Genomic DNA, 14111 nt, shown 5'->3' with positions numbered 1-14111 from the left:
TTCTTGATCTGATTTCAGTTTTTGATTTCGATACACCGACCGGGCCCGGCGCGGCCCTTCACCGGCCCGCGAGCAGCCCGGAGGCCATTCCGATCACCACCGGCGCCACCCCGACCGCGAGGAACGCGGGGAGGAAACACAGCCCCACCGGGGCGGTGACGAGCACCGCCGCCCGCTGCGCCCGGGCACCCGCCTGCCGGGAGCGGTCCGCCCGCAGGGCCGCCGCCAGGCGGGAGACCGGCTCCGCGGCCGGCGCCCCGGTCCGCGCGGCACGCTCCAGGCACTCCGCCAGCCCCCGGGCTCCCGGTATCTCGGCCAACCTCCCCCACGCGGCGCCGGGTTCGCCGCCCAGGCGGAGCTCCGCACCCGCGAGGGCCAGCCGCTCGCCCACGGGGCCGCCCAGCGACTCGCCCACCACCTCGGCGGCCTCCACCGGACCCGCACCGGCCGTCAGGCAGGCCGCCAGCAGATCCGCGGCGAACGGCAACTGCCGCTCCGCCTCCCGCAGGTCCGCCCCGTCGGGCCGGCGGGCCCGCGCGAGCACCCACCGCACCCCGAAGGCCGCCGCGCACCCGGCCATGAGCCCCGGCACCCCGCCGACCAGGACCCAGCCGGCCAGCAGCGCCCCCGCCGGCCCCGCCCAGACGGGCACCGCCGCCCGGACCGCAGGGCCCCACAGCGGCCCGCGCCGCCCCGGCCCGCCCCGGAAGAGCACCGCGACCCTGCGCCGGGCCGACCGCCGCCGCAGCTGCGCCGCCACGAGCGAGACCGGCAACCACACCAGGACGGCCAGGCACACCGCCATCCCCAGCCTGTGGACCGCGGAGCCGCCCATCACCGCTCCCCCGTCCGCACGATCCGCCGGCACCACATCAGGCCCAGCGCCTCCAGCACCCCGCCCGCCAGCAGGCAGCCCCACCCGACGGGGGAGTGCAGGAGCACCCGCAGCGGATCCGCTCCCAGCCCGGTGCCCATCAGCAGCCCCACCAGCGGCAGCAGCGCGAGCACCACCGTCGTGGACCTGGCCCCCGCGAGCTGGGCCCGCAGCGACTCCTCGCGGTCCCGCTCGGCCCGCAGGGCCCCTTCGAGCCGGTCGAGTCCGGCCGCCAGGCCCGCTCCCCCGTCCACCGAGACCCGCCAGCAGGCCGCCATACCGGCCAGCCCGCGTGCACCCGGCTCCCGGGCCGCCTGGTGCAGGGCTGCGGCCACGTCACCGCCGAAGGCGGCGGCAGCCAGTACGCCCGCCTCCGCCGCACCCGGACCGCCGGGACCGGCCGCCGTACGGCGCATCGCCACGGTCAGCGCCTGCCCGGGCTGGGCACCGGCGCGCAACTCGCCCACCACCGCCCCGCACAGCGCCACGACGCCCGCCGCCCGGGCGGCGCGCGCCCGCTCCTCCTCCCTGGCCCGCAGCCAGCGCCGCAGCAGCGGCACCGAAGCAGCGCCCAGCAGCAGCGGGATCACCGACCCGCCCAGTACGCCGACCACCAGCCCGGCCGCCAGGCCGGCCCACTCCCGCCACCGCGCGGCCCGTACCCGCAGGGCGGCCGCCAGCCGCTGCCCGGGCACCGGCCCGCCGGGCACCAGCGGTCCTCCCCCGGCCAGCACCAGCCGGGACCGCCGGGACAGCCGCTCTCCCCCGGCCAGTCCCCAGGCCGCCGCCCCGGCGCACAGCACCCCGGCGAACACCGGCACCGACCCGAGCGGCCCGGCGTTCACCGCGCACCTCCCAGCAGTGGGGCGAGCCGTGCCCAGCCCGCCTCCCGCACGAAGCCGCGGCTTCCCCAGCGCAGCGCCGGCACGGTCACGACCAGCCCGGCCGTATCCCGCTCCAGCACGTGCACCTCGGCCACCCGGCGCCGCCCGGCCCGGTCCCTCACCAGGTGGACCACCAGCGTCAGCGCGGCCGCCAGCTGGCTGTGCAGGGCGGCCCGGTCGAGCCCCGCGGCCGTCCCGAGCGCCTCCAGCCGGGCGGGAACGTGCCCGGCGGCGTTGGCGTGCACCGTGCCGCAGCCGCCCTCGTGCCCGGTGTTGAGGGCGGCGAGGAGGTCGGCCACCTCCGGGCCGCGCACCTCCCCGACCACCAGCCGGTCGGGCCGCATCCGCAGCGCCTGGCGGACCAGGTCCGCGAGGGTGACCAGCCCGGCCCCCTCCTGGTTCGCGGGCCGGGTCTCCAGCCGCACCACGTGCGGATGGTCGGGGCGCAGCTCGGCGGAATCCTCGGCCAGCACGATCCGCTCACCCGGCCCGACCAGCCCGAGCAGGGCGCTGAGCAGGGTGGTCTTGCCCGTACCCGTCCCGCCCGAGACGAGGAAGGACAGCCGGGCCTCGACCATCGCCCGCAGGAGCCGCTGGCCGCCCGGCGGGAGCGTCCCGGCGGCGACCAGCTCGTCCAGCGTGAACGCCTTCGGCCGCACCACCCGCAGCGAAAGGCAGGCCGACCCGACCGCGACGGGGGGCAGCACGGCGTGCAGCCGGGTGCCGTCCGGCATCCGGGCGTCCACCCAGGGCCGGGCGTCGTCCAGCCGCCGCCCCGCGACGGCGGCCAGCCGCTGGGCCAGCCTGCGCACGGCCCCGGCGTCGGTGAAGGTCACCGCCGTCAGCTCCAGCCCGCCGCCCCGGTCCACCCACACCCGGTCCGGGGCGGCCACCAGCACATCGGTGACCTCGGGGTCGGCGAGCAACGGCTCCAGCGGCCCGGCGCCCACCAGTTCGGACCGCAGCTCGGCGGCCACGCCCAGCACTTCGGCGTCCCCGAGGAGCCGCCCCTGTGCCCTCAGGGCGGCCGCCACCCGGGCGGGCGTCGGTTCGTCCCCGCTCTCGGCCAGATGCTGGCGCACCGCGTCCAGGAGTACGGCGCTCATGCCGGCACCCCCTGGGCGGCGCCGAGCGCCCGCTGCCAGAAGCCGTCGCAGAAGCGGGCCAGCGTGCCCCGCGCGCCCGGCGGTTCCCCCTCGGCCACCCGCCCCGGAAGCCCCACCTCGACCGGCACCTCGCCGGCCAGCGGCGCCCCGAGCAGCCCCGCCACGCCTTCGGCGTCGAGCCCGTCGGGACAGCGGCCCCGTACGACCACGCGCACGTCCCGGGCCACCATCCGCACCCCGGCCGCCACGCGCCCCGCCGCGGCCACCGAGCGCAGCTCCCCGGGCACCACCAGCAGCACCAGGTCCAGCTGGGCCAGCACCTCCGCCACGGCCTCGTCCACGCGCCGGGGAAGGTCGACCACCACCACCCCGCCCCGCCTGCGGGCGGCGGCCACGACCGACCGCATCGCGGCGGGCGGCACGAACACCCGCTCCCCGCGGTCCCAGCTCAGCACCCGCAGCGCGTGCAGCTCGGGCAGGGACTCCTCCAGTGCCCCGGCCCCGACCCGGCCGCGCGAGGCGGCGAAGTCCGGCCAGCGCAGCCCCTCGGCGCTCTCGCCGCCGAGCAGTACGTCCATGCCGCCGCCGAGCGGGTCGGCGTCGATGAGGATGGTGCGCTCGCCGGCCTTCGCCGCCCCCAGCGCGAGGGCGCAGGCGAGGGTGGACGCCCCGGCCCCACCGCTGCCGCCGATCACCCCGACGGCGAGCGCGGGCCGCCCGGCACCCTCCACCACATCGGCGATGCGGTCGACGATCAGGGCCTCGGCGTCGGGGAGGCGCAGCACCTCCTGGGCGCCGATCTCCACCGCCCGCTGCCACACGAAGGGGTCGTCGAGGTCGCGTCCGACGAGGAGCACGCCGTCCCGGCGCGGCGCCCCGCGCACCCGGCGGGCCGCGTCGTCCCCGACCAGCACGAGCGGGGCCGAATCCCAGCCGACACCCGCGGTGGCCCCGGCACCGCCCTCACCCCTGCCGCCATGGCCGCCGCCGGCTCCGGATTGCTCCGGCACCGCATGGTGCACGTACGGCTCGGCGCCCGCGGCGGCGCACAGCCGCAGCAGGTCGTCGAGCAGCAGCGGGTCCTCCGTGATGATCAGCGGCCGCCCGCCACCGGGCACGGCCCCGCCGCCACGGGCGGGCAGCCCTCCCCCACCGGCCACCACGGGTGCCGGCGCTTCACACGACTTCGATCCAGCCACGATCTCCGCCCCTTCTCACTGCAAATCCACGGGCCGCGGACTTCGCGGCTGGAATCACGGTGGAGGGATCGCGAAAAAGAAGTGGATCTTGCTCGAAAACTGTGGACAAGGAGCCACTTGTGAATAACTCCGCCACACCATCAGGTGAGTTCCGGAGCGCTCCGGAACAACTACGGAGCGTCACGAGTTCGAGGAGGTGAAGGCCTGCGCCACGCGGGCCCCTCAACGAGGAAGGGCTGGGAGATGGTCGCCGAAGACCGGGAGAACGGGACGCGAACCGCGTCCGGACATGCGACGACCCCCGCCGGGGGGGAGAGCGGGGGTCGTCCCCACGGTCCGACTCGGGGGGGGAGGAGCCAGACCGGGTTAGCACGGTCGCGAACGATCCGTGACTTCCATGGTGTACCCGAGAGCCTTCTCAGGCAAACCCACGCGCCACACCTTACGCCGAATGGTGGGCGCATATGCTCGGGTCGTGGAAAATCAGCCCTTGCCGCACTCCTTGCCTCGGACCGCCGCCTTCTTCGACCTGGACAAGACGGTCATTGCGAAGTCGAGCGCTCTGACGTTCAGCAAGTCCTTCTACCGGGGCGGCCTGATCAACCGCCGGGCCGTGCTGCGGACGGCGTACACCCAGTTCATCTTCCTGGCCGGCGGCGCCGACCACGACCAGATGGAGCGGATGCGGGAGTACCTCTCCGCCCTCTGCAAGGGGTGGAACGTCCAGCAGGTGCGGGAGATCGTCGCCGAAGCACTGCACGACCTCATCGACCCGATCATCTACGACGAGGCTGCGTCCCTGATCGAGGCCCACCACACGGCCGGCCGCGACGTGGTGATCGTGTCCACCTCGGGGGCCGAAGTCGTGGAGCCTATCGGTGAGATGCTCGGCGCGGACCGCGTCGTCGCCACCCGCATGGTGGTCGGCGAGGACGGCTGCTTCACCGGAGAGATCGACTACTACGCCTACGGCCCCACGAAAGCGGAAGCCGTGCGCGAACTCGCCGAGTCCGAGGGGTACGACCTCGCGCGGTGCTACGCGTACAGCGACTCGATCACCGACGTACCGATGCTGGAGGCCGTCGGGTACCCGCACGCGGTCAACCCCGACCGCGCGCTGAGGCGCGAGGCGGTCGCGAGGGAGTGGCCGGTCCTGGTGTTCAACAGGCCCGTACGGCTGAAGCAGCGCCTGCCCGGGCTGTCGATGCCCGCCCGGCCCGCGCTCGTCGCCGCGGCCGCGGTCGGTGCGGCGGCGGCCACCGCCGGGCTGGTCTGGTACGCGAGCCGCCGCCGCGCGGGTGCGGCCTCCGCCTGACCGGCCGCCCCCCAGAGGCCCAGGCGGCACCCCGAGAGGCCCAGGCGGCACGAGAGGCCCGGCCGATCACCCCGATAGGCCTGCCGCCGCCCCCTTTCACCGGCAAACGGGGTGTCCGGTTCGCCCCGTCTCGCCCCGGAAAGTAAAGAACTCCGGCCAGGGGTTTCGCTCGGCACCGAAGCGGAGTACAAAGGAGTCACGGCCCGCGAGACCAAAGAACATCCGAGAGGATCATCTTTAATACGCAGTAAGGCCCACGGACCGAAGCAGGAACGCCGAGCACCCACGCGACGTCGACCCGTCGATTACGGGCCAGCCGCACCAGGCCACGGGCAAAGTTCCCGGCCTGATGGGCAACCATCGAGGACGCTTGGTAACTGGGCGTGAATGCCAGCGGCGACACCACAGCAGTACGGTGTCGCCGCAACCCTGCGCCCGGCAGGAACGGCCGACGGCCGATGGCGGAACAGCCGAACGGCCGATGACCGGACGGCCGAAGAACGGCCGAACGGCTCAGGCCGCGCCGCGCTGGAGCGCCTCACAGACCGCCGTCGACTCGCGCACGCCGAGTTCGATCGAGCGTCCGCAGTGCGCGATCCACGCCGCCATCCCCTCCGCCGTCCCCGAGACGTAGCCCTCGAAGGCCTTCAGATAGGCCTCGGCCCCCTGCTCCGCATGGCCGACCTCCGCCGGGCAGATCGCCTTCGGGTCAAGCCCGCTGTTGATCAGTACGATCCGTTCGGCCGCCCGCGCGACCAGCCCGTTGTAAGAGGCGAAGGGCCGCAGGGCCAGCAGCTCTCCGTGCACCACCGCGGCCGTGATCAGCGCCGGGGCGGACCCGCCCGCGATGATCAGCCGCGACAGCCCGTCCAGCCGGCCCGCGACCTCCTCGGCGCTCGGCAGCGGAAGGCTCACCAGGGGCTCGTCCACCTGTTCACCGGCCAGCCGCGGGCGGCCGACCACGTCGCCCACCCCCTCGCCGGCCCCGCCGGGCCCGGCCGAGCCGCACGCCACGAGGTGCAGGCGCGCGAGCACCCGCAGCGGCGACTGGCGCCAGATGCTCAGCAGCTGGCCCGCCTCCGCCGTCAGACGCAGCGCGGCACCCACGGTGCGCGCCTCGTCCTCCGCCCCGAAGTCGGTCCGGCGGCGCACCTCCTCCAGGGCCCAGTCGGCGCCCGACAGCGCCGCACTGCCCCGGGCGCCGCGCAGGGCGGCCTCCGAGGTGATCTCCCCGCTGCGCCGGCGCATCACCCGGTGCCCGTAGACGCGGTCCACGGCCTTGCGTACGGAATCCACCGATTCGGCGACCCCGGGCAGGGATCCGAGGGCCGCCAGCGGGTCAGAAGCGCTACTCATAAGTAGGGAGCCTACGCACTGTGCACCCATGGCACCGACCCCTCCTTGGAGTGGTCTTCTTCACTCACCTCGGCCACTCCCCGCTGTCGACCCACTACCCTTGGTGAACATGAAGATCGCTTTCGTGGGAAAGGGCGGCAGCGGCAAGACCACGCTGTCCTCCCTCTTCATCCGCCACCTCGCAGCCAACGAAGCCCCCGTCGTCGCCGTGGACGCCGACATCAACCAGCACTTGGGCGCCGCCCTCGGGCTGACCGACGAGGAGGCCGCCGCGCTCCCCGCGCTGGGCGCCCACCTGCCCCTGATCAAGGAGTACCTGCGCGGCTCCAACCCGCGCATCGCCTCGGCCGACAGCATGATCAAGACCACGCCGCCCGGCGCCGGCTCCCGTCTGCTGCGCATCACCGAGGACAACCCGGTCTACGCGGCCTGCGCGCGCACGCTGCCCCTGGACGACGGGACGTCCGTACGGCTGATGGCGACGGGCCCCTTCACCGAGTCCGATCTGGGGGTGGCCTGCTACCACTCGAAGGTCGGCGCGGTCGAGCTCTGCCTCAACCACCTGGTGGACGGGCCCGACGAGTACGTCGTCGTCGACATGACGGCCGGGTCGGACTCCTTCGCGTCGGGCATGTTCACCCGCTTCGACGTGACCTTCCTGGTCGCCGAGCCGACCCGCAAGGGCGTCTCGGTCTACCGCCAGTACAAGGAGTACGCCCGGGACTTCGGGGTGGCGCTGAGGGTGGTCGGCAACAAGGTGCAGGGTCCCGAGGACATCGAGTTCCTCCAGGACGAGGTGGGCGACGACCTGCTGGTCACCTTCGGGCACTCCGACTGGGTGCGGGCGATGGAACGGGGCCGTCCGGCCGGCTTCGAACTGCTGGAGGCGAGCAACCGGCTCGCGCTGCAGGCGCTCCAGGACGCCGCGGAGGACTCCTACGCGGCCCGCGACTGGGGCAGGTACACCGAGCAGATGGTGCATTTCCACCTGCGCAACGCGGAGAGCTGGGGGAACGCCAAGACCGGGATCGACCTGGCGGACCAGATCGACCCCGGCTTCGTCCTCCACGAGGCCCTGGTCAGCCCTCGTCCTGCGCCGCGGCCCGCTCCTCAGCCGGCTTGACCCGGCCGGCACCCTGCGGGGCGGCCGGAGCCGCCGGCGGCCCCGCGGTGAGGAACTTCGCCCAGCCCTCCTTCGGCGCCTCGCCGACGTCGAGGGTGCGCATCCACTCCAGCGTCTTCGGGTCCTGGGCGTCCAGCCAGTCGGCCAGCTCGCGGAACGGCACGCAGCGCACCTCCGGCTTGGTGCACATATCCTTGATGGACTCCTCGACGGCCCGCATGTAGGTGCCGCCGTTCCACGACTCGAAGTGGTTGCCGATGATCAGCGGTGCGCGGTTGCCCTGGTAGGCCCGGTCGAAGGCCTGCCGCAGGCCCTCGCGCATCTGGTCGCCCCAGTAGCGGTGCTGCGAGGGATCGCCCTGGGTGGTCGTACCGGACTGGTTGACCATGTAGTTGTAGTCCATGCTCAGCGTGTCGAAGGCGCGGCCGGGCATGGGTACGAGCTGCAGCGGCAGGTCCCAGAGCCCGTCCGTCTTCTTGGGCCAGATCTGCTTGCTGATGCCGCTCGAGTCGTAGCGGAAGCCCATGTCCTTGGCGGCGAGCATGAAGTTCTTCTGGCCTTCGAGGCAGGGGGTGCGGGCGCCGATGAGCTCCTTGTCGTAGTCGAAGGGGAGCGGGGCCATGTCCTTCAGGCCCGCGTTCGTCTTCCAGTTCTTGACGAACGACTTGGCCTGGCTGATCTCGCTCTTCCACTCCGCCACGGACCAGGTGCCGACACCGCCGTCGGGGCCGCAGAAGTGGCCGTTGAAGTGGGTGCCGATCTCGTTGCCCTCCAGCCAGGCCGCGCGGACCTGGGTGGCGGTGTCCTTGATGCCCTGGAGGTCGCCGAACCCGATGTCGGAGAGGCCGGAGGAGTGCTGCGGCGCCGTGTAGAGGGAACGCTTCTCCTCCGGCAGCAGGTACACGCCGCTGAGGAAGTAGGTCATCCGGGCGTTGTACTGCTTGCCCACCTCGCGGAAGTGCGAGAACAGCCTCTGGCTGTCCTCGCCCGCTCCGTCCCAGGAGAACACCACGAACTGCGGCGGCTTCTCACCGGGCTTCAGCTTCTTCGGTACCTGGACGTTCGGCTGCGAACCGGTGTAGGCGGTCGAGCCGTCGCCGATGGGGCGGTTGACACTGCCGGGAGCGGCCGGGCCCGGGGCGCCCTTCCTGGCGCCGGGGCCGGCGGCGCCGCCGGGCTCGGCGGGCCCGGAACCGCTGCACCCGGCGGCGCCCAGGACAAGGGCCGTGGCGACCAGGCCGCCGGCGATCTTCTTCGTGGCGGCGATCATCCGCCCACCCCTTCCTCGCAGTTCCGTCGCAGGACTTCCGCGAGGCAACGTCCCACGTGGGCTGCTTAAAGGAAGGTATGACAAGCCAGACAAAATGCTTATTCACTCCTGAGCGCTAATTCCTAGGCCATTTGCCCGTATTACCCCCCACGGCTCTTTACTCTCCATTACCGTCCATTTACCGAGTGTTGAGACTCCCGCCGCTTCATCCCTCCTCAGAGGAGACGGGAACCCATGACAGCCACAGCCCCAGCCACAACGCCGCCCCCGGCCCCGGGCCCAGCCCCGGCCGCCCTCAAGGACCTCCCCGCGGACCTGTCCGCGTCCGTCGCCGTCTTCCTGATCGCCCTGCCCCTCTCCCTCGGCATCGCGCTGGCCACCGGCGCCCCGCTCCAGGCCGGGCTGGTGGCCGCGGCCGCGGGCGGGATCGTGGCCGGCCGGTTCGGCGGAGCGCCCCTCCAGGTGAGCGGGCCCGCCGCCGGACTGACCGTGGTGACCGCCGAGTTGATCCAGCGCTACGGGTGGCGCACCACATGCGCCATCACCGTGCTCGCGGGTCTCTGCCAGCTCGGGCTCGCCCTCCTGCGCACCGCCCGGTCCGCGCTGATGGTCAGTCCCGCGATCGTGCACGGGATGCTCGCGGGCATCGGCGTGACCATCGCCCTGGCCCAGCTGCACATCGTGCTCGGCGGCAGCCCGCAGAGCTCCGCCGTGGCCAACGTCCTGGGCCTGCCCGCCCAGTTGGCCGACCCGCATCCGGCCGCGCTCGGGGTGAGCGCGCTGACGCTGTGCGTGCTGCTGGTCTGGAACAGGCTGCCCGGGCGGGTGGGGCGCGCCCTGCGCAAGGTGCCCGCCGCGCTGGCGGCCGTCGCCTCCGCCACCGCCTTCGCGGCGCTGGCCGGGCTCGCCCTGCCCCGGGTGGACCTGCCGTCGTGGCGCAGCCACGCGCTGCCCGAAGTTCCCGAAGGGCCGGTCCTGGGGCTGATCGCCGCCGTCCTGACCATCACACTGGTCGGCAGCGTGGAGTCCCTGCTGTCCTCGGTCGCCACCGACAAGCTGATCGCCTCCGAGCGCGGTACGGACAACCGCCCGCCCCGCGCCGACCTCGACCGCGAGCTGCGCGGCCAGGGCGCGGCGAACATCGTCTCCGGGCTGCTGGGCGGGCTGCCGATCACCGGTGTGGCCGTGCGCAGCGTGGCGAACGTCAAGTCGGGTGCGGTCAGCCGGAAATCGGCCATGTTCCACGGCCTGTGGGTGGTGCTCGCGGCCGGGCTGCTCGTGCCCGTCCTCGACCTCATCCCGCTCGCGGCGCTGGCCGCCCTGGTGATGTACGTCGGTGTGCAGATGGTCAACATCACGCACCTGCGCACGGTCAACCGTCACCGTGAGCTGCTGGTCTACGCGACGACCATCGCGGCCGTGGTGCTGGGCGGGGTGCTGGAGGGCGTGGCCGTCGGGATCGCGGTCGCGGTGGCGACGGCCCTGCACCGGCTGGCCCGGACCCGGATCACGGTGACCGAGCAGGACGGCGTCCATCGGGTGGTGGCGCGCGGGCAGTTGACGTTCCTGGCGGTCCCCCGGCTGAGCCGGGTGCTCAACCAGGTGCCGCACGGCGGGCACGCGGTGGTCGAGCTGGACGGCTCGTTCATGGACCACGCCGCCTACGAGACCCTCCACGACTGGCAGGACTCGCACCTGGCACACGGCGGATCGCTGGAACTGACCGGCCGCGGCAGCCGGGCGCTCGCAGGCACCGGTCCGGAAGCGGACGGAGAAGCGGACGGGGAAGCGCGTACGGAAGCGGGGGCGCACCACTGCTGCCGCCCGTGGACGCCCTGGCAGAACCACTGTGACCATCGTGCGGCTCGCGCCGGCACCCTGTCGGGGGGCCACGGCGGCCCGTCCGGCCCCGATGGCGTGGTCGCCCCTACGATTCCCAGCGCGGCCGGAGCCCCCGGCAGCGCGGCGGCGCCCCGCCGGCGCGGCGCCGGGCAACTCGCCAGCGGCATCACCGCCTTCCAGCGGGACACCGCACCGCACGTGCGCGACGAGCTGGCGCGGCTGGCCCGGGAGGGGCAGCGGCCCTCACAGCTCTTCCTGACCTGCGCGGACTCCCGCCTCGTCACCAGCATGATCACGGCCAGTGGCCCGGGCGACCTGTTCACCGTCCGCAACGTGGGCAACCTCGTCCCGCTCCCCGGCGCCGAGGCCACCGACGACTCGGTCGCAGCGGCCATCGAGTACGCCGTGGACGTGCTCCAGGTCGACAGCATCACGGTGTGCGGGCACTCGGGCTGCGGGGCCATGCAGGCCCTCCTGAACTCGCACCCCGAGGCGCCGGTGACCCCGCTGACGCGCTGGCTGCGGCACGGCCTGCCCAGCCTGGAGCGGATGAGCAGCCGGCACCACGCCTGGGCCCGGATCGCCGGGCGGCTGCCCGCGGACGCCGTGGAACAGCTCTGCCTGACCAATGTGGTGCAGCAGCTGGAGCACCTGAGGGCCCACGAGTCGGTGGCCCGGCGGCTCGCCGCGGGCACGCTGGAACTGCACGGGATGTACTTCCACGTGGGTGAGGCGCAGGCCTACCTGCTGTCCGAGGGAGAGGACTTCTTCGACTGTCGGGTTTTCGACAGCGTCGGCCAGAGTGCTTGATCCACAACCCGCTCGAACCGATACCCTCCCGTATCCGTGCAAGCTGTTGGCCCCTTCCCGCACGCTGCGGCGGGAAGGGGCCTTCGTACGCCGTGGCCGTACGCCGTGGCTGTACGCCGTGTCCCCCCAGTCGTGATATAGGTCTAAACCAATTTCCGGCTACCCCTTGTCACCTGGGCATCCGGCTGATGAGCTATGCCCGGAGACACAGCTATGCCCGGGGACAACGCAAACTCTGGGAAAGGGAGATGTCGTGAGCACTGAGAGCCTGGCCAATCTGCTCAAGGAGGAGCGGCGGTTCGCACCGCCCGCCGATCTGGCGGCCGCCGCCAACGTGACCGAGGCGGCGTACGCACGGGCCGACGCGGACCGGCTGGGCTTCTGGGCCGAGCAGGCACGCCGGCTGAGCTGGGACACCGAGCCCACCCAGACGCTCGACTGGAGCAACCCGCCCTTCGCGAAGTGGTTCGCCGACGGCAAGCTGAACGTCGCGTACAACTGCGTGGACCGGCACGTGGAGGCGGGCAACGGCGACCGCGTCGCCCTCCACTTCGAGGGCGAGCCCGGCGACAGCCGCTCGATCACCTACGCCCAGCTCAAGGACGAGGTCTCCCAGGCCGCCAACGCCCTCACCGAGCTCGGTGTGCGGGCGGGCGACCGGGTCGCCGTCTACCTGCCGATGATCCCCGAGGCGGTCGTCGCGATGCTCGCGTGCGCCCGTGTCGGCGCCGCGCACTCGGTGGTCTTCGGCGGCTTCTCCGCCGACGCCGTGGCCTCCCGCATCCAGGACGCGGACGCCAAGCTGGTGATCACCGCCGACGGCGGCTACCGCCGCGGCAAGCCGAGCGCGCTCAAGCCGGCCATCGACGAGGCCGTCGCCAAGTGCCCGCAGGTCGAGCACGTCCTCGTGGTGCGCCGCACCGGCCAGGACACCGCCTTCACCGAGGGCCGGGACGTCTGGTGGCACGAGCTGGTCGGCCGCCAGTCCACGGAGCACACCCCGCAGGCCTTCGACGCCGAGCACCCGCTCTTCATCCTCTACACCTCGGGCACCACGGGTAAGCCGAAGGGCATCCTGCACACCTCGGGCGGCTACCTCACGCAGGCCGCGTACACGCACCACGCCGTCTTCGACCTGAAGCCGGAGACCGACGTCTACTGGTGCACCGCCGACATCGGCTGGGTGACCGGGCACTCCTACATCGTCTACGGGCCGCTCGCCAACGGCGCCACCCAGGTGATGTACGAGGGCACGCCGGACACCCCGCACCAGGGCCGGTTCTGGGAGGTCGTGCAGAAGTACGGCGTCACCATCCTCTACACCGCGCCCACGGCGATCCGTACGTTCATGAAGTGGGGCGACGACATCCCCGCGAAGTTCGACCTGTCGAGCCTGCGCGTGCTGGGCTCGGTCGGCGAGCCGATCAACCCCGAGGCCTGGATCTGGTACCGCAAGCACATCGGCGGCGACCGCTGCCCGATCGTGGACACCTGGTGGCAGACCGAAACCGGCGCCATGATGATCTCCCCGCTGCCGGGTGTCACCGCGACCAAGCCCGGCTCGGCGCAGCGCGCGCTGCCCGGCATCTCGGCCACCGTCGTCGACGACGAGGCGAACGAGGTTCCGAACGGCGGGGGCGGCTACCTGGTCCTCACCGAGCCGTGGCCGTCGATGCTGCGCACCATCTGGGGTGACGACCAGCGGTTCATCGACACCTACTGGTCGCGCTTCGAGGGCAAGTACTTCGCCGGCGACGGCGCCAAGAAGGACGACGACGGTGACATCTGGCTGCTCGGCCGGGTCGACGACGTCATGCTGGTCTCCGGCCACAACATCTCCACGACCGAGGTCGAGTCGGCCCTCGTCTCGCACCCCTCCGTCGCGGAGGCGGCCGTGGTCGGCGCGGCCGACGAGACCACGGGCCAGGCGATCGTCGCCTTCGTGATCCTGCGCGGCAGCGCGTCGGAGACGGAGGGCCTGGTCGCGGAGCTGCGCAACCACGTGGGGGCCACACTCGGCCCGATCGCGAAGCCCAAGCGGATCCTGCCGGTGGCGGAGCTGCCGAAGACCCGCTCGGGCAAGATCATGCGCCGTCTGCTGCGCGACGTGGCGGAGAACCGTGCGGTGGGTGACGTCACCACGCTGGCCGATTCCTCGGTCATGGACCTGATCCAGACGAAGCTGCCCGCCAGCTCCGACGAGGACTGAGACCGGCAGGCCCCGGCCTGAGGGGGGGGGGGGGGGGCCGGGGGCCCCCGCGCGCCCCCCCCCCCCGGAGTGGAAGAGATAGACGCACGACACGGCGCCGCCCCCCGCCACAAATAAAATAAA

10 protein-coding genes are annotated in these 14111 nt (G+C 73.0%); 4 read left to right on the top strand and 6 right to left on the bottom strand.

Annotated elements, in window-relative coordinates:
• Window positions 1–58 precede the first annotated feature (58 nt).
• From AB0D45_RS18355 to ssd, 4 genes are read right to left on the bottom strand one after another with little or no spacing between them, the layout of a single operon-like run.
• Window positions 59–835 carry a type II secretion system F family protein gene (locus AB0D45_RS18355; protein ID WP_362460064.1) on the bottom strand — a complete coding sequence of 259 codons (777 nt, stop codon included), beginning with the start codon at window positions 833–835 and terminating at the stop codon, window positions 59–61.
• Complete coding sequence (locus AB0D45_RS18350) at window positions 835–1719, bottom strand: hypothetical protein (protein ID WP_362460061.1); 885 nt, start codon at window positions 1717–1719, stop codon at window positions 835–837. The genes AB0D45_RS18355 and AB0D45_RS18350 overlap by 1 nt, the downstream gene beginning before the upstream one ends.
• On the bottom strand, window positions 1716–2864 hold the full coding sequence (locus AB0D45_RS18345; RefSeq protein ID WP_361602328.1) for a TadA family conjugal transfer-associated ATPase: 1149 nt from the start codon (window positions 2862–2864) through the stop codon (window positions 1716–1718). Before AB0D45_RS18345 ends, AB0D45_RS18350 begins: the two co-directional genes overlap by 4 nt.
• On the bottom strand, window positions 2861–4006 hold the full coding sequence (ssd, locus tag AB0D45_RS18340; protein WP_362460169.1) for a septum site-determining protein Ssd: 1146 nt from the start codon (window positions 4004–4006) through the stop codon (window positions 2861–2863). Before ssd ends, AB0D45_RS18345 begins: the two co-directional genes overlap by 4 nt.
• A gap of 508 nt (window positions 4007–4514) precedes the next feature.
• On the opposite strand from ssd, the gene AB0D45_RS18335 reads away from it, so the two are divergent.
• The gene (locus tag AB0D45_RS18335) at window positions 4515–5378 is read left to right on the top strand and encodes an HAD-IB family hydrolase (RefSeq protein ID WP_362460058.1); all 864 of its coding nucleotides are present in this window, start codon (window positions 4515–4517) and stop codon (window positions 5376–5378) included.
• Window positions 5379–5891: 513 nt separating this feature from the next.
• On the opposite strand, the gene AB0D45_RS18330 is transcribed toward AB0D45_RS18335, so the two are convergent.
• Window positions 5892–6734: an oxidoreductase gene (locus AB0D45_RS18330; RefSeq protein WP_362460055.1), complete on the bottom strand. Its 843-nt coding sequence runs from the start codon at window positions 6732–6734 to the stop codon at window positions 5892–5894.
• 109 nt (window positions 6735–6843) lie between these two features.
• Here AB0D45_RS18330 and AB0D45_RS18325 point away from each other — a divergent pair, with 109 nt between their 5' ends.
• Entirely contained in the window at window positions 6844–7857 is a 1014-nt protein-coding gene (locus tag AB0D45_RS18325; RefSeq protein ID WP_362460052.1) for an ATP-binding protein, read from the top strand.
• Here the strand turns inward: AB0D45_RS18325 and AB0D45_RS18320 are convergent.
• On the bottom strand, window positions 7814–9127 hold the full coding sequence (locus tag AB0D45_RS18320; RefSeq protein ID WP_362460049.1) for a hypothetical protein: 1314 nt from the start codon (window positions 9125–9127) through the stop codon (window positions 7814–7816). The two genes, AB0D45_RS18325 and AB0D45_RS18320, sit on opposite strands and share 44 nt — an antisense overlap.
• A gap of 234 nt (window positions 9128–9361) precedes the next feature.
• Between AB0D45_RS18320 and AB0D45_RS18315 the strand changes: the two genes are divergently transcribed.
• Window positions 9362–11779 carry a SulP family inorganic anion transporter gene (locus AB0D45_RS18315; RefSeq protein WP_362460046.1) on the top strand — a complete coding sequence of 806 codons (2418 nt, stop codon included), beginning with the start codon at window positions 9362–9364 and terminating at the stop codon, window positions 11777–11779.
• A 253-nt stretch (window positions 11780–12032) separates the two neighbouring features.
• Window positions 12033–13988: an acetate--CoA ligase gene (acs, locus tag AB0D45_RS18310; protein WP_362460043.1), complete on the top strand. Its 1956-nt coding sequence runs from the start codon at window positions 12033–12035 to the stop codon at window positions 13986–13988.
• The last annotated feature ends 123 nt before the right edge of the window (window positions 13989–14111 follow it).

The organism is Streptomyces sp. NPDC048352, from assembly GCF_040651895.1.
GTDB lineage: Bacteria > Actinomycetota > Actinomycetes > Streptomycetales > Streptomycetaceae > Streptomyces.
This window is presented reverse-complemented; position numbering and strand designations above follow the sequence as displayed.